The following is a 25,436-nucleotide window of genomic DNA, read 5'->3' as shown; positions in this document are numbered from 1 at the left end:
TTTGCATATAGGTTCCTGTTGCAGCCAACGTCCATTCAGGCAAAGTCGATAGCACGGTGATCCGGCCAACTGATCCGGCCGCACCCAGGGGGACAGCATGACCACGCACGCATCATTGGATGCCTCGACCACCGGCCCCGGGCCGAGCGGTCGCGACCGTGCGGCTGGCGGCCAGCCTGGAGACGATCGCCCTGCTTGAGCACAGCGGGTCCATCCCGCCGTGCCTCCTCCGCCAGGACGCGCGGAGGCCCACGGACGATCCCGGCGGAGCCGGGCCACCGCCCAACGCAGGTGTACTGCATCCGCAGACAGGTAGAGGGAGACATTGGTCATGAACGCATCGATCCGCAAATTCCTGAAGGAAGAAGACGGTGTCACCGCGCTCGAGTACGGGCTGCTGGCTGCCGTCATCGCTGGTGTCCTGATCGCGGTCGGCAACGACCAGATCAAGGGGTTCTTCGAAACGCTGTTCAAGAACCTCTCCGCACTGGCCACCAAGGCGTCGGGCTCGACGACCTGAGCGGCGACCGCGCGCGGCCGGCAGAGCCGCGACGGTGGGGCGCATGGAACCAGGCGAAGACCGTCCAGTGACGGACGACGGAGTGTGCGATGACACTGCTGGGATTGTTGGCCATCGGCGTATGCCTGCGGATCGCGATCAGTGATCTGTATGCCCGTCGGGTGCCCAACGCCTGGCTGATCGCCGCTTGCGTGATCGCCACCGTGGTGATCGTCTTCGGCCAGTTCAGTGCGCCGCGCCAGCCGTGGTTGCCCCACGTTGCTGGCGCGGCGCTCGGCCTGTTGGCGCTGCTGCCGTTCTATGCCCTGCGCTGGATGGGCGCCGGCGACGTGAAGTTCTTTGCCGTGCTGGGGCTGATGCTGGGCTGGCAGGCGCTGCTGCCGGTCTGGCTGGTCGCCAGCCTCGCCGCCGGGTTGCACGCCGTGCTGGTGCTGGCGGGCCGGCGCCTGGGCGTGTTGCTGCCCGGCCACCTGCAGATGCAGGTGAATCGCACCAGCACGCAATGGCACGCGCATCCGGCCCTGCGCGACATGCAGGCCGCACGCCAGGGACGACGTGGCATTCCCTATGCCGCCTACCTCGCACTCGCCGCCATCGGCTGGGTGCTGGCAAGCATCTACGGAGGTGCACAATGAACATCCGCAGCCCGCGCCGGCAACGCGGCGTCGCCAGCATCGAGTTCGCCCTGATGCTGATGCTCGGCCTGTTGCCGCTGCTGCTGTTCACCTTCTCCGGGGTGATGATCATGGCAGCACAGCAGACCCTGGCCACCGCCTCGGCCGAAGGCGCGCGCGCCTCGCTGCGCTACGGCACGGCCGGCGAACGGCGCACCGCCGCCTGCGTCGCCGCACGCACCTCGATGCAATGGCTGCTGCAGTTCTCCAGGCAGAACGTGGACTGCAGCGCGGGGGGCAGCAATGCCATCGTAGTGTCCGCGCAGGCGCCCTGCGCCGGCCTGGCCACGGCCCAGTGCATGACCGTGACAGTCAGCTACGACTACGCCAGCCATCCCTTCCTGCCCGGCACCGCCACGCTCTACAAGTGGGTGATGCAGGCTCCCATCCGCAGCGTCGCGGTCGCCCAGCTCGATCTCGGCAGCGGCAACTGATGACCGGTATTTTGGAGACGGTTCCATGCTCAAGTTGACCCGCATCGCTGCCGTCGCCCTGATCGGCCTGGCCGTGCTGCTGGCGCTGATCGCCTTCATGATCGGGCGCAAACCGGCGGCACCGGTCACGGCCGCGCCGATCGCGCACAACGAAGTGCAGGCCATTGCGGTGGTGGAAGCCGTGGCGCGCCTGCCCGCGGGCGAGCCGATCAGCGCCAACGACCTGCGCCTGGCCCAGCGCACCTCCCCCGTCGCCGGTGCCGCCACCAGCATCGCCGCCGTGGTCGGCAAGGTGCCGGTGCAGGACATTGCCGAAGGCAGCCCGGTCAGCAGCAGCGCATTGGCACAGGGCTTCTCGCTGCAGCTGCGGCCGGGCGAGCGCGCACTGGCCGTGCCCGTGGACGAACTGGTTGGTGCCGGCAACCGCATCCTTCCCGGTGACTTCGTCGACGTCTTCCTCAACCTGCGCAATGCCCAGCCCAGCATCAACAGCCCCGCCGAAGCCGCGCAGACGCGCCTGCTGCTGTCGCGCCTGCGCGTGCTGAGCTATGGGCAGCAGGACATCGTGCCGGTCGCCTCGGAAGCCACCTCCAATAGCGAGGCCGACACCCGCAACGACCCGCGCGCGGCCGACATCACCGGCAGTGGCGGCAGCCACAGCAGCAATGAAGCCCCGCAACCCGCGCGCAGCGCGGTGCTGGCGGTACCGGTGGCCGACGCCAATCGACTGCTGCTGGGTGCGCAGCAGGGCAAGCTGTTCCTGGCGCTGCGCAATCCCGCTGATACGGGCCTGCCCGACCTCGCACTGTTCCCTCAGTCGCGCGGCGTGATCGATCCGCTGCGTGGGCTCGACGCAGAGCAGCAGCTGGCACTGCAGCGCCCGGAGAACCACGCCTTCGCCGGTATCGACGGCGACGCGCTGGCCGGCCGCGGCAGTGCCCCGCCACGCAGCAACGCGGATGCACCCGCGCGTGCGCCGGCGCCCCGTCGCAGCGCCCCGCGCGCTTCGGGTATCGAGATCATCCGTGGCGACAGTTCCGCCCCCCGTGGCTCCCTTTGACCTGCATCGAGCGCATCCATGACCGAACGTCGCCGCCGTCCACGCCTTTCTCCCCGCCAGCGGTGGCTGGCCCTGCTGCTGGTGCTGCTGGCACCGGCAACGAGCGTGGCCGCCGATGACCTGGTGCTGCAGGCCCGTGAGCAGCGTCCCTGGAACCTGCCGGCCGACCTGGAACGGGTGGCCATTGCCGACTCCGGCGTTGCCGACATCGTGATGCTGCGCGGCCAGCGCCAGGCGCTGCTGGTGGGCAGGATGCCCGGCACCACCACCCTGCTGCTGTGGCACCGCAAGCAGGCCGAGCCGCAACGGGTGACAGTACGGGTGCAGAGCGCCGTACAGGGTGCGGCCAGCACCGGCGGCAACGATCTGGTGTTCACCCAGCAGGACCAGCAGGGCCTTTTGCAGGGAAGCACTGACAGCGTGCTCTCGCACATGCAGGAACAACGCACGGCGGCGATGGCACTGGGCAAGGAAGGTGCGCTTGCCGATACGTCCACCATCAGCAGCGGCGGTGTGGTCCAGGTCGAGGTCAAGGTGGTCGAGTTCAACAAGACCGCGATGAAGCAGATCGGCATCAACTTTCAGAACCGCAACGGCGGCTTCGCCTACGGCTTCGCGCGGCCCGGCACCGGGTTGCCGGGCAACACCGGCCTGCTGCCCGGCATGAAGGAAGGCAACAGCAGCAACGAGGCCGTCTCGCCGATTTCCTCGGCATTCCGCCTTGTTTTCGGCTCGACCAAGGGGCTGTGGAACGCCGATGTCGAACTGCTGCAGGCCAATGGCATGGCCCGCGTACTGGCCGAGCCGACGCTGGTGGCGCTGTCCGGGCAGAGCGCCAGTTTCCTGGCCGGTGGCGAACTGCCGATCCTGGAACCGCAGGGGCTTGGCACTACCACCATCACCTACAAGCCGTTCGGCATCGGCCTGACCGTGACCCCGACCGTGCTGGCAGCGAACCGCATCGCGCTGAAGGTAGCGCCCGAAGCGAGCGACCTGGACTACAGCAATGCCATTGTGCTCAACAACGTGCAGATTCCCTCGATCACCACCCGCCGCGCCGACACCACCGTCGAGCTGGGTGATGGCGAGAGTTTCGTCATCGGGGGCCTGGTCAGCTCCAACATCGTCTCCAACGTCAGCAAGATTCCGCTGCTGGGCGACCTGCCGATCATCGGCTCGTTCTTCCGTAACTTCGATTACAAGCGCCAGGACAAGGAGCTGGTGATCATCGTCACCCCGCGCCTGGTGCAGCCACTGGCGCGCAACACCGAACTGCCGCTGCCCGGCGAGCGCGAAGCCAGGCCGCATCTCCCCGAGTGGGGTTCCTGGTTGCTGGGTCCGGTTAGCCAGGACCCGGTGCCCGGATTCTCGCGCTGACTCCATGATGCCTGCGATACCACGCCCATGCCCTACGCCACCGCCCAGCCGCTGCATCCGCAAGGACCGCCAATGAACCTGGTCCTGTACGGCATCGACCGCGAACTGCTGCCCCGGCTGGCCGCCAAGCTGCCGCCGAGCACCGCCCTGCATTGGCAGGACAGCAACGCCCCCACCTCCGCCCAGGACCTGCAACGCGGCCCGCAGAGCCTGGTGCTGCTCGACTTCCGGCCCGAGCATGCGGCCGCCTCGAGCGTGCTGGCGCAGCAGCTGCAGCAGACCCAACCGGACCTGCCGCTGGTGGCCGTGGGCGCCACCAGCGCCGGCCAGGTCGAAGGCGTGGTGATCGCGCTGCGCGCCGGCCTGCGCGATGTACTGGACCTGGACAGTGACGACGCAGGCATCGAGGCGGCCTTGCGGCGCGCCCTGTCTCCGCGCCCGGCAGCGGTTGCCCAGCACGCACACAAGGCACGCCTGATCGTGCTGCTGGGTGTGCGCGCCGGCGTCGGCACCAGCACCCTGGCCGCACATCTTTCGGTGCTGGCGCAGCAGACGCGCGCCCTGGCCCAGGGCGAAGCCGTGCAGCAGGACGGCCTGCTGATGGAGCTGGCGCAGCCCTCCGGCGACCTCGCGCTGTACCTCAATCTCGACAGCCGCTTCCACTACGAAGACGCGCTGCGCAATGCCAGCCGCATCGATGCCACCCTCGCCCGCACGGCCATGGCGCGCCATGACTCCGGGCTGGTGCTGCTGGATCGTGCCAGTGGCAGCGATGCCGTCCCGCCCTCGGATCCTGGCGCGCTGCTGCAGCGCCTGCGCGGCGTGTTCGCCAGCGTGCTGTGCGATGCCGGCGGCTGCCCGTTGCGGCAGCTTCCGCCCCTGTTGCTGGACCAGGCCGACGAGATCTGGCTGGTCACCGATGCCTCGATCGCCACGCTGGTTTCTCTGGACCAGGCCCTGAAGCACCTGGCGGGCCAGCGTGAGCGCGAGAAGCGCCTGCAACTGGTGATCAACCGCCACGATGACAGCAGCGGCATGAGCCCGGAACAGATCGCACGCCGCTTCGAAGTACCGCTGCTGGCGACGCTGCCCGAACGACCGCGCGTGCGCCTGGCCGCCAGCCAGGGACACCTGCTGCTGCAGGATGCCCCGCGCGACCCCTATCTGCGTGCCCTCGCCCCGCTCGTGTCGCGCCTGGATCCGGCCGCCTGCCCGGTCCAGCCGCATGGCCTGCGGGAAAGACTCTCCCTTGCCCTGGGTGGATCGCAATGGAAGACAAGGTAACCCCGTTCCCGCATGCCGTTGCCCGCCCGGTACTGCCCGAATCTGCCCCGGGCCACCTGCCGTTCGCGCAGACCGAGCAGTACCAGAAGGTGCTGTCGGCCGCGCATGAGCACCTGCTCAACAGCATCGAGGACGAGCGCATCGACATCGATTCCTGGGCCCCGGACACCATCGCCCGCTGGGTGCAGGTGCAGACCGTGGGCTTCATCCAGGAATGGCGCATCCCGATCAACGAAGAAGAGATGCAGGTGGTCGCCGAGGGACTGGTCAAGGAGCTGACCGGTTTCGGCCCGCTGGACGACCTGCTCCACGACCCCTCCATCGAAGACATCCTGATCAACGGCTTCAAGGATGTGCACGTTTCGCAGGGCGGACAGCTCAAGCGCGCCACCCAGCGCTTCACCGATGATACCCACCTGCTGCGCATCCTGCGCCGCATCCTCGCCCCGCTCGGCCGCCGGCTGGATGATTCCAATCCGATGGTCGACGCGCGCCTGCCCAACGGTGGCCGCCTCAACGCGATCATCTCGCCGCTGGCGGTGGACGGACCGATGGTGTCCATCCGCAAGTTCCGCAAGGACCCGTTCACCCCCGACGAACTGCTCGCCAAGGGCACCTTCGACGCACCGATGCAGGCACTGCTGAAGGCGATGGTGCTGGGGCGCTGCAACATCCTGGTCTCCGGCGGCACCAGCTCGGGCAAGACCTCGCTGCTCAATGCCCTGGCCAGCTACGTGCCGGCCGATGAGCGCGTCATCACCGTGGAGGACACCGCCGAGCTTTCGCTGAACCATCCGCACGTGGTGCGCCTGGAGAGCCGCATCGGCGGCGCCGAGGGCCAGGGCGCGGTCAGCATCCGCGACCTGGTGCGCAACAGCCTGCGCATGCGCCCGGACCGCATCGTGGTCGGCGAAGTGCGCGGCGCTGAAGTGCTGGAAATGCTGCAGGCGATGAACACCGGCCACGACGGATCGATGGCCACCATCCACGCCAACACGCCGCGCGACTGCCTGTACCGCATCGAGATGCTGGCCGGGTTTGCCGGCTTCCAGGGCAGCGAAGACAGCCTGCGCCGGCAGATCGCCAGCGCCATTGATTTCATCGTGCAGATCTCGCGACTGGGCAGCGGGCGCCGGGTGCTGGTCTCGATCACCGAGATCACCGGGGTCAGCGACAACCTGATCACCACCCAGGAGATGTTCCGCCACGAGGTGCAGATCGATGGCACCGGCCGCGAGACCGACCGCTGGATCGGCCTGGGCTTCCATCCGCATTCGCACAAGCTGGAGCCGTTCCGCCAGCAGCTGCGCGAATCACTCTACGGGGACTTCTGAACATGGGCACCGGCCTGCTGCTGGGCGTGTTGAGCATCATCTCGGTGCTGCTGGCGCTGGCCGTCTGGCTGTGGGGTACCGCCAGCAGCCGTGAACAGCGCCAGGCCTCGCTGCAGCACACCGAGCAGCAGCTGGCACGCGGCAGCACGGCCAGTGCGGTGCCGGCCGGGCCTGCCGTTGCGGCGGCGAACGATTCGGCCCGCCCCGCCAGCAGTGGGAGCCGCGCATTACCCTGGGATGGCGTCCTGCAGCGCGCCGGCCTGCAGCCGGGCTGGAAGCTGCCACTGATGCTGCTGGTACCGGGACTGGTGCTTGCGGTCGTGGCGGCGGTGCGGCTGGGCACGGCCTGGATGTTTCCGCTGACCCTTCTGCTGTACCTGCTGGGCTGCTGGCTGTGGGTGATGCGCCGGATCACGAAACTGCGCGCGCAGCTGCTGCACCAGATGCCGGACTTCCTCGACAACCTGGTCCGCCTCACCGCGCTGGGCAACAGCCTGCAGGCCGCGTTCCAGGTGTCTTCGATGCAGACCAGCGCGCCACTGCGCGGCCTGCTGGACACCACGGTGCGCTATGCGCGCAGCGGCATGGAGCTGGATCGTGCATTGAGCCTGGCCGCACAGCCGTACCGGATGGACGTGCTGAAGGTGCTGGCGGTGGTGATCGGGGTGAGCGTGCGCATCGGCGGGCGCGCCGACCAGATCCTGCAGCGCATGGGTGATTTCATGCGCGATCTGGAGCAGGCCCAGCAGGAGCTGGCCGCCACCACCTCGGAAACCCGCATGTCGGCCTGGGTATTGGGGCTGCTGCCACCGGCCAGTGCGGTGCTGATGGCGATCTCCAGCCCGGCGTTCTTCCAGCCGGTGCTGCATGACCCGCTCGGCCACAGGATCCTGCTGATCGCACTGGGCCTGGAACTGCTCGGGGCGTTGCTGCTGTACCGCCTGGCCAAATCGCTATGACCGCCCGCAGCTACCCGCGAGGTTCCCGATGAGCGCCAGCGCCTGGTTCGCCCTTTCGCTGCTGGTGCTGGCAGCGGGCGTCGCCCTGCTCGGCATTGCCGGCTGGGTGCGCAGCCATCGCGAGCACCGCACCTCGGCCGCGCTGAAGACCGCCCTGCAGCCGCGCGAGGAAGCCCGCGACACCGGGGCCACGCGCCGCGACTCGCTGGGCTGGCTCGAGCGCTTCGGGCGCTCGCTCAGTGGTGGCCGCCTGGAGGCCGCGCTGCTGGCCAACGAGGACAGGCTGCTGCTGGACCTGGCCGGCTGGAACACGCGCCGCGGCACCGCCATCTATCTCGGCCTGCGCCTGTTGCTTGCGCTGCTGGTGCTGGCGCTGGCGCTGGCGTTCAGCAGCGCGCACGGTCTGGCCAGGGTGATGGTGGTGATCGGTGCGCTGGCGGCCGGGCTGCTGCTGCCCAAGTTCGTGCTGTCGTCGTGGGTCAAGCGCCGCCGCCGCGCGGTCGAGAACGAACTGCCCTTGCTGATCGACCTGCTGCGCCTGCTGCAGGGCGTGGGCTTCAGCATGGACCAGAGCCTGCAGACGCTGGGCGACAAGCTGCGCGATGCGTTGCCGGTACTGGGCGGCGAACTGCAGGAAGCCAACGTAGCCTACACCCACGGCCGCACCCGCGCGCAGTCACTGCGGCGCTTGAGCGAGGTCTACGCCGATGACGACCTGGCCAGCCTGATGCAGCTGATCCTGCAGGTGCATGCGCACGGCGGCGCCGTGCAGGAACCGCTGCGCCAGTTCAGCATCCGCCTGCGCGAGCAGCGCCGCAACACGTTGAAGGAAAAGGTCGGCAAGCTCTCGGTGAAGATGACCGTGGTGATGATGCTGACCCTGTTGCCGGCACTGATGCTGGTGCTTGCCGGTCCAGCGCTGGTCGCGCTGGCCACCACCATGTCCAAGATGGGATCGCCCTGATGCCTGCCCTGCGCACCCCCTGCCTGCTGCTTGCCGTCGCCCTCGCCACCCTGGCCAGTGGCTGCGCATCGACCACGCCGAAGTACGTGCGGGCGCCCAGCCTTGCGCCGCCGGAGCCCGATCCGCAGGACAGCCGCAACACCTATCTGGAGCTGATCGAGCGCATGCAGCAGCAGGGCGCCTGGTATGCCTCGCTCGCCCACGTGGAGGCCTTCCGCCAACGCTATGGTGATCGCCCCGCCCTGCGCCTGCTGCAGGCCGACGCCCTGCGCGAGACTGGCCAGAGCGACGCAGCGGTCGCGCTGTATCGCGAGCTGTCCAGTGGGCCGCAGGCCGCTGCGGCCGCCCACGGCCTGGGCCTGATCGCTGCACGCCGCGATGACGACGCCGGCAGCGAACAGGCGCTGGCGCGCGCCACGCAACTGCAGCCCTTGAACACCGACTACCTGGGCGACCTGGGTTATGCGCGGCTGCGCGCCGGCCAGTTCGACCAGGCGCGCGAGCCGCTGGCCAAGGCCCTGGAACTGTCGCCAGGCAACGCCAAGGCCACGGCCAATCTCGCACTGTGGGCGCTCCTGCGCGGCGACCAGGCCACCGCGGAGCGCCTGGCGGCACAGGCCAACCTCAACGACGAAACGCGCCGCAGCATCCAGCAGCAGGCCCAGCAGATCCGCACGCGCCTGCAGCAGCGGCAGGCGGCGGCCGCCGTCAACGCCCCTGCGCCTGCGCCTGCGGCCAGCAGCGAACACGGCGCCCGTGCGTCGGGCAGTACCCGGCTGGCAGCCGAACCACGCCGCGAAGCACGTGACGAGCGCGATCCGCAGCGCCTGCCACCGTCGATGCTGGAACGCTTCAGCACCACCGAACACCCGACCGGAAGCACACCATGACTGCGATGCGCCTGACCCGACGCCTGTTGCCCGTGCTGTCCTGCCTGCTTGCTGCCGGTGCCGTGCAGGCCCAGCAACAGCCATTGACCGGACAGATGCTAGGTGGCCCCTTGCCGTCGGCACCGGCCGCAGCACCGATGCAGGCCGAGCCGCTTCCCACCGTGGAGCTGGCCGCACCCGCCGCATCCGCGGCGGTGGCAGCGGTGCCACCGGCACTCCCCGCAACCGACGGTGCCCCGCCGGCAACACCGCGTGCGCGCCTGCAGAGCGGCGAAGCCACCCGCAACCTGTTTCGCCTGCAGGCGTCGGGACAGCAGGCCGGCCAGCGCCTGCCGATCCTGGGTGACCAGGCCACCCTGAGTTATGCGCGTTACCTGAAGAGCTTTGAACACGAGATTCCGGACTTCTTTGAGACCGATGTTGCCCGGTCCAAGGATGCCTCCTCCTCCGGACGCTGAGGTAGGCCATGAAACGCCCACGCCAGTTCAGTTTCGGCCGCGCACGCGGCGGCATGTCGGTCACCATGATGCTGGTCATGCTGGCCTTGCTGGCGATGCTGGGCCTGATCGAGATCGGCTATCTGTTCTGGGCCAAGCGCGATGCGCAGAAGGTTGCCGATCTGGCCGCACTGGCCGGCGCGCAGCGACTGGAGTTGTGCAGCGCGGACAACAGCGACAACAGCGCCGCCCGGCAAAGCGCACTGGCCCAGAACAGGTTCGCAGGCACCTTGCAGGTCCGCTGCGGCAACTGGAGTGCCAGCCGCGGTACCAGCAACCGTTTCGTCACCAGCGTTGATGCCAGCAACCCGCGCAATGCGGTGCAGGTGATCGCCGAGCGCAGCGTGCTGCCCTTCTTCGGCCAGAACACCAGCCTGCCGACCGTCAGCGTGCAGGCGGTCGCCCGCCGCTCGGAGCCCACGGCGGTGTTCGCGGTGGGCTCGCAGCTGCTGCGCACCAATGGCGATTCCGTACTGCTGTCGACCCTGCGCCTGGTCGGCCTGGATGTCAGCAATGCCACGGTGCTGTCCTATGACGGTCTGGCGCAGGCCAACGTCACCCCATCCGGCCTGCTGAAGGCACTCAACATCCCGGTGAGCGCCAACCTCAGCGTGGCCGATTTCAACCGCCTGCTGTCGGTCAACAAGATCTCGCTGGCGCAACTGGTCGATGCCACCGCCACCGTGGTCGGCCGTGACTCGACGGTGGGCGTGCAGCTGCGCGCCCTGTCCGACCTGGTCGCCACCCAGCTGGACATCAACAAGCTCAACATCGTGCTCGGCAGCCAGGCCGGCGGCGGCGGGCTGTTCGCGGAAGTTGTCTCACCCGACGGCACCGTCGGCAGCGCACTGGAATCGAAGATCAACGTGCTCAACCTGATCAGCACCGCCATCTCCATCGCCAACGATGGCAACGGCGTGACGATCAAGGGGCTGGACCTGCTGGGCATCAACATCCAGGGCGGCGTGGTCGAGCCGCCGTCGATCGCCATCGGCGGCGTCGGCACCCGCGCCTACAATGCGCAGGTGCGGCTGATGGTGGACGTGGACAGCAACAACCTGTTCGCGCTTGGGCCGCTGCTGAACCTGCTCGGCACGCGCCTGCACCTGCCGCTGCACGTCGACGTGGCCAACGGCATGGGTACCCTGACCGGCATCCAGTGCGGCGGCAGTCCCCCCAAGGCCACCATCCAGGTCGATTCATCGGTGCTGCGTGCCTGCGTCGGCAACGTCGACCCCGCACAGCGATTCTCCAAGGCCAATGTCTGCGACGCCACGCTGCAGAACGAACAGCTGTTGAAGCTGCTGGGCCAGCCGCTGATCAACGACAGGATAACCCTGCCCGCCCTCACCGGCTCACAGGACCTGACCCTGGCTGCGGGCGAGACCGGCTCGACCCGGATCAATCCGCTCGCGATCGGTGACGCAGTGTCGAGCCTGGTCAACGAGCTGCTGCGGGTGCTGTCGGGCATGCTCAGCTCGCCAAAGCAGGGCATGAGTGCCAACGACACGGCCAAGGCGCTGGCCGATCGTTACCTGCAGGCGGCCTTTCCCACTGGCGGACGCTACAACGTCGACCAGGTCATCCCGCTGCTGCGCGATGGCGATCCGGCACGCAACCTCGCCCCGCTGGGCAACTGGACGGTGAAGAATGGCGTCCCCAAGCCCTGCCTGCTGGGCCTGACCACCTGCTGGGAAGACGGTTCGGTGTGGACCGGTTACAGGACGACCGTCACCGGCCAGGGCCTGGGCCTGCTCGATGGCCTGCTCGGCTCGCTGGCCGGCGGCCTGCTGATCAACCGCTGCGACAGCCTGCTCGGCAACCTGATCGACTACAACGGCTGCGTGCGCAACAACCTGGCGTCGTACATCCAGACCGCGCCGGCGGGTTTCCTCGATGGCGCCGGTGGCAGCGGCGTCGCCAACCCCGACGGAAGCGTCAGCTGCAGCGGCCTGCTGTGCACCGTGCTGAAGCCGATCCTGGCCGCACTGCGACCGGTGCTCAACAGTGTCGGCACTCTGCTGACCAACCTGCTGGCCAGCGTGCTGGGCCTGGAACTGGGCCGGACCGACGTCAACGTGCAGTCGATCCAGTGCAGCGCGGCACAGCTGGTCTATTGAAATCGCGCCGTGACCGCCGCCCTTGGCGGCGCCCGCGCCCATGCTAGACTCCCGGCGGGGAACCACCTTCATCTCAACCCACACTCATCCGTGGATGGTCTAGACATGCGAGAAACTTCAGGGGGCGCGGTCTTCGCCCGGCACGCGCGCAACGCAGCAGTGCTGGCCGTGGCCATGATGCTGGTGGCACCGGCGGCGATGGCCGCGCGTGGCGACCGCGAGGCTGCAGCCGAACCGGCGCGCAGCGCGCCGGTGGTGCGCAATACCGTGGACGAGCTCAAGCAGTTGATGGATTCGCGCCAGCTGACCGAGCTGCGCACCACCTACAACGGCAACTACGGCGCCAGCCTGCTGTTCAACGCCAATACCCTGACCTACTACGTCGCCCTGTTCCAGGAGAAGAACTTCTGGCGGGTGATCAAGACCGATGCGGTGGACAACGCCGAACGTGTCTACCGCACCTTCGCGCAGCAGTCCGAGCAGCTGGCCCAGGTCTACATCGACACCACCCGCCTGGAAGCCGGCAAGCGCTACACCGAGCGCCTGGTGGCCTACAACGAAGAACGCCTGCGCACCCTGCAGCAGGAAATGGAACAGCAGCAGGCACAGTCGGCGCAGGTCAGCGCCGCCCTGCAGCAGGCCCAGCAGCAGGCAGTCAGCCTCAGCACCGATGTGCAGAGCACCAACAGCCAGCTGGACGCCCTGCAGCGCCGCATCCAGATCCTGCAGGCCGAACAGGGCAACCCGGAGTTGAGCCTGCCCAAGCCGGACAGCGTGCCCTCGCCGGCACCGGCCGCCACCAGCGACGGCCGCTGAGAGCTGCACTCACGGCATTGCACACGACGGCGCCCCAGGGCGCCGTTGTTGTTTTCGGCACTTCAGTGCACCACTTCACTGGCAGGCGTCGTAGACCGCGTCATCCAGCTGCCGGCGCTGCACGAAATCCAACCGCCGACGTTTGAGCAGCGCCTGTCCGCGCTGGCGGCGCACACGCTCGCAGGCCGCCGCATCCGTGCTGATCGTGATCAATGCGCCCTGCGCCCGGACGGCACGACGCGGGCGACGCGACGGCTTCGATGGCGTGACTGCGGGAACCACCGCCCCACGGGACAATGACTGCTCCGCCGGGACATCCCAGCGCCACGCCGCCCGGCCCTGGCAGGGTGTCTGCTGGTAGACCGGATGCGGTCCATCCACGCATTTGTAGACATTGGTCTGAGCCGGCGCGGCCATCGGCAACAGCAGGCACAACAGCAGGGACCATCGCGTGGCGGGCATCCGGGCATTCCACAGGCGGGCTGCGGACATCCTCGGCGCGCGACTCGGGTCCCGCCAGAGCGATATGCGTCACATCCTCTGCAATCCAGCACAGCGGTGCAAGTCCGTCGCCGGCACCTGCGCTGTACTGCCGAAGGCACCGGCAGCCTGCCGGTGCCTTCCCTCCCTTCCGCCAAGGAACCTGCAATGAGCAACTTCGTCACCGTCGCCGACGGCGCCCGCATCTTCTACAAGGATTGGGGCAACGGCCAGCCGATCGTGTTCGCCCACGGCTGGCCGCTGTCGTCCGATGCCTGGGATCCGCAGATGCTGTTCATGGGCCAGAACGGTTACCGCGTGATCGCCCACGACCGCCGCAGCCACGGCCGTTCCAGCCAGACCTGGGACGGCAACAACATGGACACCTACGCCGACGATCTGGCTGCAGTGATCGAGGCGCTGGACCTGAAGGACGCGATCCTGGTCGGCCATTCCACCGGCGGCGGCGAAGTGGCCCACTACATCGGCCGCCACGGCAGCACGCGCGTGGCCAAGGTGGTGCTGGTCGGCGCCGTGCCGCCGCTGATGCTCAAGACCGCCGGCAACCCGGCCGGCACCCCGCTGGAGGTCTTCGACGGCATCCGCAAGGGCACCGGCGGCGACCGTTCGCAGTTCTTCAAGGACCTGACCACCCCGTTCTTCGGCGCCAACCGCGATGGCAACAAGGTCACCCAGGGCATGCGTGATGCGTTCTGGCTGCAGGGCATGCTCGGTGGCGTCAAGGGCCAGTACGACTGCGTGCACGAATTCTCGGAAGTGGATTACACCGAAGACCTGAAGAAGATCGACGTGCCGGCACTGGTCGTGCACGGTGATGACGACCAGATCGTCCCGTTCGATGCCTCGGCCAAGCTCTCCTCGCAGATCATCAAGAATGCCGAACTGAAGGTATACGCCGGTGCCCCGCACGGCCTGACCATCACCCACGCCGAGCAGTTCAACGCCGACCTGTTGGCGTTCGCGCGCAGTTGATGCGCCGCGGCGGCACTGTAACGGTGCCGCCGCCCCTTCGATCGCAAAAAGGGGACGGAGGGGATTAAGTCGTTTGTGCACAAACGACTTAATCCCCTCCGTCCCCTTTTTTTGTCCGTCCCCTTTTTTTGTCCGTCCCCTTTTTTTGTCAGATGTCGGTGTGGTGATGCGGCACAGCGGCAGGCAGCGGGTTGTGCCCGCCTACGAAGTGGCGCACCACCGGCGCACGCTCACCGCGATGCAATCCGCGCAGCACTTCCTGGATCGCCCTGTCGTCGGCGGTGATGCGTTCGTGCTGGCGCAGGTGCTCCAGCCACGACGGGGTCACGAAATACTCCAGATGGATGCCCGGGGTGGCCACATCCTCGACCACGCCCCAGACCACGGCGCCATCGCGGCGGCGGATGGTGCCCAGTGCGCGCATCTGCGCCTGGAACGCGGCGCGATCAGCATCGTCAATGCGGTACTCGATGGTCACCAGCACCGGGCCTCGATCATTGGATACCGGTACCGACAGTTCGGGGGCTGGCCAGTGCCCCGCCGGACGCAGGTTCAGGTCTTCGGTGCCGGCGATGCGCACGCGCCACACCAGCAACCCGCCGATGACCGCACCCGCAGCAGCCACCAGCAGGGCCAGCTCCGGCGAGGTGCGCTGAGCCAGTGCGCCCCAGCTCAGGCCGCCGGCGGCCATGCCGGCAGAGAACACCATGATGTACAGCGCCAGCGCACGCGCACGCACCCACGCCGGCACTGCGGTCTGCGCCGCGATCTGCAGCGACGACAGCACGGTGATCCAGGCAAAGCCATTGACCAGCATCACCAGCGGCAGCACGTACCAGCTTCGGGTCAGCGCCAGCCCGACCAGGCTCATGGCCAGCGACAGGGTCGCCAGCAGCACCAGCAGGTCGCGATCCAGCTGCGCGCGCAGCTTCGGCAGCAGCAGCGCACCACCCACCGCACCGATGCCGATGCAGCCGAGCAGCATGCCGTACTGGCCCGCCCCGCCCTGCATCTGCCCACGCACCACCACCGGCAGCAACGCATTCATCGCTGCGGCGAAGAAGAAGAAGCCGACCGACTTGATCAACACCGCCTGCAACCGCCCGGCGCGGCTGGCATAGCGCAGGCCCGCTTTCAGGCCCGCACCGAAGCCTTCCGGCGGCAGGCTGGACTGCTTCGGGTCGCGCTTCCAGCCCCACACCACGAACAGCATCGCGGCGAAGGTGATGGCGTTGAAGCCGAAGGCCCAGACCGCACCGAGCTGGGCGACGATCACGCCGCCGATGGCCGGGCCGATCGAGCGCGCGATGTTGATGCCGATCGAGTTCAGCGCCACCGCCGAGGCCAGCATCGGCTGTGGCACCAGTTCGGACACGATAGCGGCCTGCGCCGGCATCGCCATCGCCGCACCGCAGCCCATGCAGAAGGTCAGCAGCACCAGCAGCTGCGGGGTCAGCATGTCCATTGCGGTCAGCGCCGCCATCACGGCGGCGACCAGCAGCATCCAACCCTGCGTGGCCAGCAGGTACATGCGGCGATCAACGATGTCGGCCAGGGTTCCGGCGGCCAGTGCCAGCAGCACGATCGGCACGGTGGTGGCCGACTGCACCAGGGCCACCATCAACGGCGAGCCGGTACGTTCGGCCATCACCCAGGCGGCGGCCACGTCGTTGACCCAGGTGCCGATGTTGCTGGCCAGGATCGCCAGCCAGATCGAGCGGAACATCTGGATCTTCAGTGGGGACCAGGCGCCTGCGGCCTGTGCGGGGGGTTGCGACGCGGTTGCGTTCACCATTGCCATGCTCCAACGATCGAGGCGAACAGCGTGTCCTGGCCGCCGGCCTGCTTCAGTGCAGGCCCGGCATCGACCCAGGCCAGCTGCAGCTGCCATTGCCAGTGTTCGCTGGCCTGCCAGCGGGTTTCGGATTTGTACTGCGTGCCGATGCGGCGCGCGCCGCCGGCGCTGCCCGGCAACGCCACCAGCGGTGCCGGCGTGGTGTAGACCGCATCGGCGCGGCGATGCTTCCAGGCCATCTGTACGCCCAGTTCCGTCGTCACCGCGTCGTGCAGGCGCAGTGTCAGGGTCGGCTGGACGTCCATCAGGTTGGCCGGGGCCAGCAGGCTGGCCTCGCTGAAATAGGCCGACTTCGGGAACAAGGCATTGAAGGTGCCCAGGCGGCCGTCGTGCAGATTGCCATCGCCACTGGCGATGTCGGCCTTCAGCCCCAGACGCGGCTGCAGCGGCAGGTCCGTCCAGCGCCACCCCGTATCGGTGGCCAGCGTCCAGGCGTGGATATCGAGCGTGCCAGCGGTCGTTCGCAGTTCACCGCCCTGCGCCACCAGCTCGCTGTTCCAGTCCAGTGCACCAGCCTGGCCGAACCAACGCGCACCGAGGGTCTGCCGTCGCTCGGTACCGGAGCCCGCCGCAAAGCGCGCGCCTTCACGACGGTAGTCCAGCAGGTACAGATCCCATTGGCCTGGGCCACGACCACGCGCGGTGGTCGCATACGCGCCCCACAAGTGGGCACCGCGTTCGCCGCGGTCATCGAAGGCGCCGGGTCGGTTCTCCAGCGGTCGCAGCGCCATCAGGTCCAGCGTGCCGAGGCGGCCTTTCCAGCCTGCACGGGCACCATCGAATGCCAGCCGGATGTTCGGCCCATCGCGCACCGACAACAGCCGCGAGCTGCCATAGCCGGCTTCCTGCCGGCCGAGTTGCAGATGGAACCCACCGCGCTGCCAGCGCCAGTACGCCTGCTGCACGTCCAACGCGCCACGGTCGGTACGACCCGGTCCACCTGCCTTGCCAGTCTCGGCATGCACGCCCAGCTGCACCCGTGCCTGCCAGTTGTCCTCGACATACGTGGCCGACGCCAGTGCACGCAGCAGACCGTAGCCGTCTTCACTGCCGCCGATACCGAATCGGGCCGGGTCGTAGTACATCCCCCTGAAGCGCAGCGAGGCGTCCCATTGCAGTTGCCCGCCGCCCATGTCGGTGCAGCGGCCGGTGTCACAGGCCAGCGCCATCCACGGCATGGCCAGCAGCGCCAGGCTCAGAACGCGAAGCACGAGCATCCCATCGCACCCCAGAAGGCGCTCAGGTCGTCGGTGGGCGCCGCGTGCTGCGCGGCATGGCCGTGAGCACCATGCGTACTACAGGCCACGCCGTGATGGTGGCGATGCGCGGCGGCCAATCCGGTGGCAGCACCGCCAACGTGGTAACCACCGAACCGGTTGACCGGCGACCAGTCCGGCATTGCCGGCGGCAGCTGCGGCGCAAGCCCTGCATAGTCGGCGTCGGCATGCACGATGCGCCCGCCGACCACGGTCAGCACGCTGGTGATGTCAGCGATCTGCGCGTCATCGACCCGGAAGAAATCGGCCGAGAGCAGGATGAAGTCGGCCAGCTGGCCCACCTTCAGCGTGCCCTTCACCGCTTCGTCGCCGGAGAACCAGGCGCTGCCCTGGGTCCACAGGCGCAGCGCCTGTTCGCGCTCGAGCAGGTTCTCATCGCCATACAGGGCCAGCCCGCCCACGGTGCGCCCGGTCACCAGCCAGGACAACGCCACCCACGGGTTGTAGCTGGCCACGCGGGTGGCATCGGTACCGGCACCGACCGGCACGCCTTCGGCCAGCATGCGCTTGACCGGCGGCGTGTGCCGCGCCGCCTGCACGCCGTAGCGCTCGACGAAGGCTTCGCCCTGGTAGGCCATGCGGTGCTGCACGGCGATGCCGCCGCCCAGCGCGCGGATGCGTTCGATGTTGCGCGGGGTGATGGTCTCGGCGTGGTCGATGAACCAGTGCAGGCCATCGAACGGCACCTCGCGGTTGACCTGTTCGTACACATCGAGGATGCGGGTGATGCTCTCGTCATAGGTGGCGTGGATGCGGAACGGCCAACGCTTCTCGACCAGCAGTTTCACCACATCGTGCAGTTCCGGTTCCAGCTCAGGCGGCAGTTCCGGGCGCGGCTCGTTGAACAGCTCGAAGTCGGCCGCGGAGAACACCAGCATTTCGCCAGCGCCGTTGTGGCGCAGCAGGTCATCGCCCTGGCGCGGCTGCAGTATCTCGCTCCAGCCGCGGAAGTCGTCCACTTCCTTGCCCTTGTTCTGGGTGAACAGGTTGTAGGCGATGCGCACCGTCAGCTGGTCATCGCGATGCAGCTGCTCGATGACCTGGTAGTCCTCGGGGTAGTTCTGGAAACCACCGCCAGCGTCGATCACCGAGGTGATGCCGAGCCGGTTCAGTTCGCGCATGAAGTGGCGCGTCGAGTTGGCCTGGTACTCGATCGGCAGGCGTGGCCCCTTGGCCAGCGTCGCATACAGGATCAGCGCGTTGGGCTTGGCCAGCAGCAGCCCGGTCGGGTTGCCCAGCGAGTCACGCACGATCTGCCCGCCCGGTGGATCCGGCGTGTCCTTGCTGTAGCCGCAGGCGCGCAGCGCGGCGCGGTTGAGCAGCGCGCGGTCATACAGGTGCAGCAGGAACACCGGCGTATCCGGCGCAATGTCGTTGAGCTCCTGCAGCGTCGGCAGGCGCTTCTCGTTGAACTGTGCGGCGGTGAAGCCACCGACCACGCGCACCCACTGCGGTGCCGGGGTGCGGTCGACCTGGGCCTTCAACATGTCCAGCGCGTCGCCCAGCGAGCGCAAACCGTCCCAGCGCAGCTCCAGGTTGTAGTTCAGGCCACCGCGGATCAGATGGGTATGGCTGTCGTTTAGGCCGGGCAGCAGGCGCCGGCCCTGCGCATCGATCAGGGTCGCTTCATTGCCCCAGCCGCGCATGATCTCCTCATCGCTGCCGACAGCGACGATGCGGCCCTCCTGCACGGCCAGTGCCTGCGCGTGCGGCCGCTGCGGGTCGAGGGTGGTGATGCGGGCATTGCGGATGACCAGCGTGCTCATGCGACGCTCCTTGGAAGTGGAATCGAGTGCGGCAGCGGCGCGACCGGCCAGGCCGAGCGCAACCGCGGCACCGCTGGCCAGCACCACGTTGCGGCGGCCGTGGTCGAGGGGATCGTGACTCATGCGAAAGCTCCCGGAAGTCGTGGACCGTCCAGCGCCCAGGCCCCCGGCCCGGCCAGGGCGATGGCCAGCAGCACCGTGGTCCACATCAGCGGGTACTCACTGCCGCCGCGCATCCAGAACCAGCCCCTGGGCAAGGCCAACAGGACGGTGAAGCCGATGAAGGCAGCGGCGGCAAGCGCGGCGATGCGGGTCTGCCAGCCCAGCAGCACGGCCAGCCCGGACAGCACCTGCAGCAGGGACAACAGCAGCGGCAACGGCGCCACTGCCGGCAGCCCGAAACCGCGCAGCTCGGTGGCGAAGCCGGCCAGCCCCGGTCCGCCGAACCAGCCAAACAGCTTGCCCAGCGCGTGAGGCAGCAGGAAGCCGCCTGCCGCCACCCGCAGCATCAGCAGGGCCAGGTCGAGGCCGTGGCCGGCCAGCATGCTCAGTGCCCGCCTTCCTGCGCGCCGAACATGCGCTTGGCGTACTGGATGCCGATGCCATAGCCGCCGGCGTGGTCGCGGGCGATGCCGGTGGTCAGGTCGTAGGTTTCACCGCGTGCCCAGTCACGCTGCAGTTCAAGCAGGTACTGCACGCTGGTCATCGGCACCGCGCCGGCCTGCACCATGCGGGTGATCGCACGCTCGTGCGCTTCTTCGCTGACATCGCCACAGGCATCGGTGATCACGTGGACCTCGAAGCCCTGCGCCAGCGCCGACAGCGCCGGACCCACGATGCAGACACTGGTCCACAGGCCGGCAAGAACCAGCCGGCGCTTGCCGATGCGGTTGATCTCATCGATTACCGGCTGGTCTTCCCAGGTATTCATCGAAGTGCGGTCGAACACCGGCTGGCCCGGGAAGATCTGCGGCAGTTCCGGGAACATCGGGCCGGAGAATGACGTCTCGGCCACCGTGGTCAACACGACCGGCACGTTGAACCCCTTGGCCCCCTTGCTGATCAGCGACACGTTGTTGCGCAGCGCGGAGATGTCGATCGTGTGGGTAGCAAATGCCATCTGCGACTGGAAGTCGATCAGCACCAGGGCATGGTCGGTGGGCGACAGCAGGGCCGGGGCGGGCGTGGCGGTGGCAAGGCTCATGGGTGGACTCCGTGGGAAACATGATCAGGGGGAAGCAGCAGGGCCGCATCGCCGGCCCGATACTGGCCGGGGCTGCAGCCGGTCTCGGCGCGGAAGCTGCGGACGAAATGGCTCTGGTCGAAGAAGCCCAGCTGCTGGGCCAGGCACGCCATCGGCAACTGCGCGCTGGGCAGCAGTTGGCAGGCACGCTGGATGCGGCGGCGGCGCACGTAGCGCAGCGGGCTGGCACCGGTGCCGCTACGGAACAGGCGCACCAGGTGGAAGCGGCTGACACAGGCAGCCTGCGCCAGCTCGGTCACCCGCAGCGGCTGCGACAGGTGCTCATCGACATAGCGCAGGGCGCGCTGCAGTGCGGCGGCCTGCTGCGGGGCAAGCGGGGTGGCGGACGGATCGGACGGACTGACGGTGGCCATGCGGGGCGCCGCGAGGGGGTGGCCCATGGTGCGTGGCCGGCGCACGATGCCCTACCCCCGTCGGTCGAGGCCGGCACCTACCCGAATGGGGGAGGCCGACGGCCGAGCAGGCGGCGCCCGAACAAGCGCGCATCCACCGAGTAGGCGCCCGGCCCCAGCATCAGCAGCGCCGCAGGCAACGCCACCAGCGGCCACGGTGCCTGCTGCGCGAACATGGTCGCGGCTGCCATCAGGGTCGCCAGCGGCGTCAACACGCCCAGCACGAGCATGGCCGCCGCCAGCCCGCACAGCACCGCCCCCCAACCAGCATGCGTGCCAGGCGCGCACAGCGCGGCGGCCAGGCACAGCCGCAGCCACAGCAGGCCGATGCCCGGACCGCGATCAGGGAACATCACGAACAGGCGCTGCATGGCCGGGCTCCAGGGGTCATGCCGGCGTGATAGCCGACCACGGCGGCCACTGCCTACCCCGTTCGGGTCACCCCGGACTGCCCCGCACCTGCCAGAATGCGCGCCATGCGTGGCCGCCCCTTCCTGTTGCAACGTCACCTGCGGACGCTGCTGACCTGCCTGCTGCTGTTGACCGCCCTGCCCGCCCTTGCCGTGCAGCGCCCGCCGGTGAGCGGCGGGTTGCCCGATTACGAGCACACGGCCTGGCGCGTCGGCCAGGGCGCCCCCGGTGACATCTGGGACATCACCCAGGACCGCGATGGCCTGTTGTGGCTGGCCACCGGCTCAGGGCTGTACCGCTTCGACGGTCGTCGCTTTGAACGCCAGGCCGCTCCCGCGGGCAGCCATTTCCCGTCCACCAACATGGTCACCCTTGCGCGGGGCCGCGACGATGCACTGTGGATCGGCTACTTCCAGGCCGGCATCAGTCAGTTTGCGCGCGGCCAGCTGCACAACTACGGCCGCGACCAGGGCGTGCCGGTGGGTGTGGTGCCACACTTCAGCCAGGACCTTGACGGCCGGCTGTGGGCCGCGATCAATGGTGGACTACGCCAATTCACTGGCCAACGCTGGCAGCCGCTGCCCGCTGGCATGGGGGTGCCGGAACATCGCGTGCAATGGCTGCTGCACGACAGCCGCGGCACCTTCTGGGTACTGGCCGACCTGAAGATCTGGGTGCGCGCGGCCGGCCAGGCGGCCTTCAAGGACACCGGCATCGCCGTTTCGCAGATGGCGACGCTGGCCGAAAGTCCGCAGGGGGAAGTGTGGCTGGCCGACCGCGTGCGCGGTACGTCGCCGCTGGCCAACGCACGAGGCCTGCTGCCGGACAGCGAGCGCGAGGCACGGCGGTTGCCGGAGCTGGTGGCGGCGCGCCTGCAGTTCACTGCCGATGGCGCGCTGTGGGCAACGATGAGCCCGCATGGCGGTGTCGCCCGGGTCACCTTCGATGGCGACCGCGCCATACGCATGGAGCGCTTCGATTCGCCGCACGGGCTGACCGCCACCTCGGCCGTGCCGATCATCGTTGATCGCGAAGGCAATCTCTGGGTCGGCACCAATCTCGGCCTCAACCGCTTCCGCGCGCGCAGCGTGCACACGCTGGCGGTTGGTCCCAGTGATCCCTACCGCTCGCTGGTGCGGGCCAGCGATGGCCATGTGTATGGCTATGGCGAAGACCTCAAGCCCTACGACCTCGAGCGCACCCTGCTCGATGGCAGCGCCACGCAGCTGCAGGCCGCCGCGCGCCAGGCAGCTGCCCCGATCTGGCAGTTCGACTGGGTCAACCTTGCGCGCACCGTGGCCGGCCGCACCACGCGGATTCCGCTGCCTGCGCCGTTCACCGGGCAACCACTGCATGCCCTGCTGTTCCCCGACGACGAACAGGCCTGGGTCTGCACCGGCGAACGGGGGGTGCTGCACTACCAGCAGGGCCAGTGGCAACGCGAACGCCGCCTGCCCGAACAGGCCTGCTCGTCACTGGCGCTGGATGCCAACGGCCAGCTGCTGCTCGGCTATGCAGACGGCCGGCTGCGCCGCATGGGGGCGACGCAGATCGAAACCTTCGACGCCAGCCACGGCCTGTCGGTCGGGCCGATCACGGCGGTACTCGATCATCAGGACCTCCTGCTGGTAGCCGGCGAGGCCGGATTGGCCGTGCGCCCGGGCAATGGCCGGTTCGTTCAGGTGAGCACCGACATGGCCGGCGTCATGGAAGGCATCACCGGCATGGTGGCCGATGCGAATGGCTACCTCTGGCTCAATGGCAGTCGTGGCTTGGTCCGGCTCGGGAGCGATCAGCTGCGGCGCGCACTGCGCAGCCGGCAGCCGGTGACGCCCCGCCTGTTCGATGCGGTGGATGGCATGCCGGGCATCGCCCTGCAGAGCGGACCGATCTCCACCACCGCGCTGGCCAGCGATGGCCTGTTGTGGCTGGCCACCAACCAGGGCCTGGCCTGGCTGGACACCACCCGCTCGCACGTCAACACCATGGCGCCCAGCGTGCGCATCGGCGACGTGCTGTACGGCAGTGAACACCAGCCACTGCGCGACGGCCTGCGCCTTCCGGCCGGCACCAGCCAATTGCAGATCGATTACGTGGCGCTGTCGTTGGCGCGCCCGGAGCGCAACCGCTACCGCTATCGCCTGTCCGGGGTCGACGACGGCTGGCAGGATGCCGGCAGCAGCACGCGCGCGTATTACACCAACCTCGCACCGGGCAATTACCGGTTCGAGGTGGAAGCCGCCAACGAAGACGGCATCTGGAGCACTGCACCCGCCAGCCGCACCTTCCGCATCGCCCCTACCTTCATGCAGACCCTGTGGTTCAAGCTGCTGTGCGCCGCCGCGGTGCTTGCGCTGCTGGTCCTGGCGGTGCGCATCCGCAGCGGGCAGCTGGCTGCACTGTTCCGTGCGCGCCTGCAGGAACGCCATGGCGAACGCGAACGCATTGCCCGCGACCTGCACGACACGCTGCTGCAGGGCAGCCAGGGCCTGATCCTGCGGCTGCACGCGATCAGCCAGTCGCCGCAGACCCCGGACAGGGTGCGCGGCCAGCTGGAATCGGCGATGCAGCTGGCCGAACGCAACCTGGCCGAGGGCCGGGAGCGGGTCAACGCACTGCGCGACGGTCCTTTCGCGGGCCGCGACCTCGCTTCGGCGCTGGCCGATGTTCACGCCGAATACGCCGGGCACGGCACCAATCCGCTGCGCCTGACTGTGGAAGGCGCAACACCAGCGCTGCAGGCCGATGCCGCCGAGGAAGTGTTCCTGATCGGCCGCGAGGCCATCCGCAATGCACTGCGCCACGCCAATGCCAGCGCCATCGAGGTAGAGCTGTCCTACGGCGCGCGGTGCTTCCTGCTGCACGTGCGCGACGATGGCGTCGGCATCGCCGACGAAAATGCCGGGCATGGCCATTGGGGCCTGCAGGGCATGCGTGAGCGCGCGCAGCGCCTCGGCGCGGAGCTGCGGCTGTGGACCCGCCCCGGGCTGGGCACTGAAGTCGCGCTGGCGGTTCCCGCCCGTCGCCTGTATCACCGCCGCCCATCGCGTTGGCGCTGGCCCTGGAGTAGAAGCCACCATGACTGAGTCCCCTGCCCCGATCGGCGTGCTGGTGGTCGACGACCACCCTCTGCTGCGTGACGGCCTGGCCGCGCTGCTGGGCGCCCATTCCGACCTGCGCCTGCTCGGCGAGGCCGCCGATGGCGAGGAAGCCATTGAGCGCTATCAGCAGCTGCAGCCGGACGTGGTGCTGATGGACCTGCAGATGCCACGCCTGGATGGTGTGGAAGCCATCGTGCGGATCCGCGCGATGGACCCGCGTGCGCGCATCATCGTGCTGACCACCTATCGCGGTGACGTGCGTGCGGTACGGGCGCTGCAGGCCGGCGCCAGTGCGTACCTGTTGAAGGACATGCTGCGCCACGAGCTGGTCGATACGATCCGCATGGTCGCTGGCGGCCGGCGCGCACCGATACCACCGGCAGTCGCTGCGAGCATTGCCGCACATGTGGTGGAGGACCGGTTGTCGCCGCGCGAGACCGAGGTGCTGCGGCATGTGGCCGGTGGCCTGTCGAACAAGCGCATCGGCGAGCGCATGCAGATTTCCGAGCAGACGGTGAAGGCGCACATGAAGAGCCTGATGGACAAGCTCGGGGTGGGTGATCGCACGCACGCGGTGACCCAGGCGCTGCGGCGCGGCATCATCAGCCTGGACGACAGCGGTCACGATTAGGGGTTGTTCGGCAGGGCTTGCAGCCCTGCACCTGCCGCGGCATTCAAGCAACAGCAACAGCAGAAGCGGCATTCCGTGGGTTGGCGGGGCGGTGTCGGACTGCGGGGACGCTGCAAATACGTCCCTGCAAGCTTGGCAGCCGCATCCATGCGGCTGACACCCCGCACTCCGACACCGCCCCACCTCTGACGGATTCCGATGGCGTTTGGTAGGTGTCGACCTTGGTCGACACTTCTGTCAGATATCGAAATCAATCAGGGGTCAGATCCGTTTTCCTTCGGAAAACGGATCTGACCCCAAGAGCCGTTCCAGCAGACCGCAGGAACCTGTCGAAGGC

Annotated in this window: 24 protein-coding genes; 16 read left to right on the top strand and 8 right to left on the bottom strand. The window is 68.4% G+C overall.

Annotated elements, in window-relative coordinates:
* Positions 1-331: 331 nt before the first annotated feature.
* The 13 genes from VG556_RS10390 to VG556_RS10330 all read left to right on the top strand — a co-directional run bounded on the left by VG556_RS10390 (position 332) and on the right by VG556_RS10330 (position 12,929).
* Positions 332-520 carry a Flp family type IVb pilin gene (locus VG556_RS10390; protein WP_005416979.1) on the top strand — a complete coding sequence of 63 codons (189 nt, stop codon included), beginning with the start codon at positions 332-334 and terminating at the stop codon, positions 518-520.
* 89 nt (positions 521-609) lie between these two features.
* A complete protein-coding gene (locus tag VG556_RS10385; RefSeq protein ID WP_100450226.1) occupies positions 610-1,155 on the top strand; it encodes an A24 family peptidase in 546 nt (181 codons plus the stop codon).
* The gene (locus tag VG556_RS10380) at positions 1,152-1,628 is read left to right on the top strand and encodes a TadE/TadG family type IV pilus assembly protein (RefSeq protein WP_100450227.1); all 477 of its coding nucleotides are present in this window, start codon (positions 1,152-1,154) and stop codon (positions 1,626-1,628) included. The genes VG556_RS10385 and VG556_RS10380 overlap by 4 nt, the downstream gene beginning before the upstream one ends.
* A gap of 25 nt (positions 1,629-1,653) precedes the next feature.
* Positions 1,654-2,688: a Flp pilus assembly protein CpaB gene (gene cpaB / locus VG556_RS10375; RefSeq protein WP_100450228.1), complete on the top strand. Its 1,035-nt coding sequence runs from the start codon at positions 1,654-1,656 to the stop codon at positions 2,686-2,688.
* 18 nt (positions 2,689-2,706) lie between these two features.
* Positions 2,707-4,065 carry a type II and III secretion system protein family protein gene (locus VG556_RS10370; RefSeq protein ID WP_100450229.1) on the top strand — a complete coding sequence of 453 codons (1,359 nt, stop codon included), beginning with the start codon at positions 2,707-2,709 and terminating at the stop codon, positions 4,063-4,065.
* A gap of 27 nt (positions 4,066-4,092) precedes the next feature.
* The gene (locus VG556_RS10365) at positions 4,093-5,349 is read left to right on the top strand and encodes an AAA family ATPase (RefSeq protein WP_041863560.1); all 1,257 of its coding nucleotides are present in this window, start codon (positions 4,093-4,095) and stop codon (positions 5,347-5,349) included.
* Positions 5,334-6,683: a CpaF family protein gene (locus VG556_RS10360; protein WP_014647459.1), complete on the top strand. Its 1,350-nt coding sequence runs from the start codon at positions 5,334-5,336 to the stop codon at positions 6,681-6,683. The genes VG556_RS10365 and VG556_RS10360 overlap by 16 nt, the downstream gene beginning before the upstream one ends.
* Positions 6,684-6,685: 2 nt before the next feature.
* Positions 6,686-7,642, top strand: coding sequence for a type II secretion system F family protein (locus tag VG556_RS10355; protein WP_100450230.1), 957 nt, complete (start codon positions 6,686-6,688; stop codon positions 7,640-7,642).
* Positions 7,643-7,670: 28 nt separating this feature from the next.
* Positions 7,671-8,606, top strand: a complete 936-nt coding sequence (locus VG556_RS10350; RefSeq protein WP_069116449.1) for a type II secretion system F family protein — start codon at positions 7,671-7,673, stop codon at positions 8,604-8,606.
* The gene (locus tag VG556_RS10345; RefSeq protein ID WP_100450231.1) at positions 8,606-9,496 is read left to right on the top strand and encodes a Flp pilus assembly protein TadD; all 891 of its coding nucleotides are present in this window, start codon (positions 8,606-8,608) and stop codon (positions 9,494-9,496) included. The genes VG556_RS10350 and VG556_RS10345 overlap by 1 nt, the downstream gene beginning before the upstream one ends.
* Positions 9,493-9,954 carry a DUF3613 domain-containing protein gene (locus VG556_RS10340; RefSeq protein ID WP_049440896.1) on the top strand — a complete coding sequence of 154 codons (462 nt, stop codon included), beginning with the start codon at positions 9,493-9,495 and terminating at the stop codon, positions 9,952-9,954. Before VG556_RS10345 ends, VG556_RS10340 begins: the two co-directional genes overlap by 4 nt.
* A gap of 8 nt (positions 9,955-9,962) precedes the next feature.
* Positions 9,963-12,113 carry a TadG family pilus assembly protein gene (locus VG556_RS10335; protein ID WP_100450232.1) on the top strand — a complete coding sequence of 717 codons (2,151 nt, stop codon included), beginning with the start codon at positions 9,963-9,965 and terminating at the stop codon, positions 12,111-12,113.
* Between the two features lie 105 nt (positions 12,114-12,218).
* Positions 12,219-12,929 carry a DUF2968 domain-containing protein gene (locus VG556_RS10330; RefSeq protein ID WP_014647465.1) on the top strand — a complete coding sequence of 237 codons (711 nt, stop codon included), beginning with the start codon at positions 12,219-12,221 and terminating at the stop codon, positions 12,927-12,929.
* A gap of 75 nt (positions 12,930-13,004) precedes the next feature.
* Here VG556_RS10330 and VG556_RS10325 read toward each other — a convergent pair whose 3' ends face one another.
* The gene (locus tag VG556_RS10325; RefSeq protein WP_014647466.1) at positions 13,005-13,391 is read right to left on the bottom strand and encodes a hypothetical protein; all 387 of its coding nucleotides are present in this window, start codon (positions 13,389-13,391) and stop codon (positions 13,005-13,007) included.
* A 186-nt stretch (positions 13,392-13,577) separates the two neighbouring features.
* Between VG556_RS10325 and VG556_RS10320 the strand changes: the two genes are divergently transcribed.
* Complete coding sequence (locus VG556_RS10320; protein WP_100450233.1) at positions 13,578-14,402, top strand: alpha/beta fold hydrolase; 825 nt, start codon at positions 13,578-13,580, stop codon at positions 14,400-14,402.
* A gap of 148 nt (positions 14,403-14,550) precedes the next feature.
* Here VG556_RS10320 and VG556_RS10315 read toward each other — a convergent pair whose 3' ends face one another.
* From VG556_RS10315 to VG556_RS10285, 7 genes are all read right to left on the bottom strand, one after another.
* The gene (locus VG556_RS10315; RefSeq protein WP_100450234.1) at positions 14,551-16,197 is read right to left on the bottom strand and encodes an MFS transporter; all 1,647 of its coding nucleotides are present in this window, start codon (positions 16,195-16,197) and stop codon (positions 14,551-14,553) included.
* Positions 16,191-17,474, bottom strand: coding sequence for an alginate export family protein (locus VG556_RS10310; protein WP_100450235.1), 1,284 nt, complete (start codon positions 17,472-17,474; stop codon positions 16,191-16,193). The genes VG556_RS10315 and VG556_RS10310 overlap by 7 nt, the downstream gene beginning before the upstream one ends.
* On the bottom strand, positions 17,453-19,300 hold the full coding sequence (locus VG556_RS10305) for an amidohydrolase (protein WP_181452951.1): 1,848 nt from the start codon (positions 19,298-19,300) through the stop codon (positions 17,453-17,455). Before VG556_RS10305 ends, VG556_RS10310 begins: the two co-directional genes overlap by 22 nt.
* Before the next feature lie 119 nt (positions 19,301-19,419).
* Complete coding sequence (locus VG556_RS10300) at positions 19,420-19,845, bottom strand: DoxX family protein (RefSeq protein ID WP_032958865.1); 426 nt, start codon at positions 19,843-19,845, stop codon at positions 19,420-19,422.
* A 2-nt stretch (positions 19,846-19,847) separates the two neighbouring features.
* On the bottom strand, positions 19,848-20,504 hold the full coding sequence (locus VG556_RS10295; protein ID WP_014647472.1) for a hydrolase: 657 nt from the start codon (positions 20,502-20,504) through the stop codon (positions 19,848-19,850).
* Positions 20,501-20,917 carry a helix-turn-helix transcriptional regulator gene (locus VG556_RS10290; RefSeq protein ID WP_049407118.1) on the bottom strand — a complete coding sequence of 139 codons (417 nt, stop codon included), beginning with the start codon at positions 20,915-20,917 and terminating at the stop codon, positions 20,501-20,503. Before VG556_RS10290 ends, VG556_RS10295 begins: the two co-directional genes overlap by 4 nt.
* Positions 20,918-20,994: 77 nt before the next feature.
* Entirely contained in the window at positions 20,995-21,327 is a 333-nt protein-coding gene (locus VG556_RS10285; protein ID WP_046431144.1) for a hypothetical protein, read from the bottom strand.
* Positions 21,328-21,423: 96 nt separating this feature from the next.
* On the opposite strand from VG556_RS10285, the gene VG556_RS10280 reads away from it, so the two are divergent.
* Positions 21,424-24,453, top strand: coding sequence for a sensor histidine kinase (locus VG556_RS10280; protein WP_100450237.1), 3,030 nt, complete (start codon positions 21,424-21,426; stop codon positions 24,451-24,453).
* Positions 24,446-25,099: a response regulator gene (locus tag VG556_RS10275; RefSeq protein ID WP_014647476.1), complete on the top strand. Its 654-nt coding sequence runs from the start codon at positions 24,446-24,448 to the stop codon at positions 25,097-25,099. Before VG556_RS10280 ends, VG556_RS10275 begins: the two co-directional genes overlap by 8 nt.
* Positions 25,100-25,436: the final 337 nt, after the last annotated feature.

The sequence above is a fragment of the Stenotrophomonas sp. CASM106 genome, from assembly GCF_049384825.1.
GTDB classification, from domain to species: domain Bacteria; phylum Pseudomonadota; class Gammaproteobacteria; order Xanthomonadales; family Xanthomonadaceae; genus Stenotrophomonas; species Stenotrophomonas muris.
Note: the sequence above shows the minus strand (reverse complement) of the source record. Positions and strands in the feature narration are given on the sequence as shown.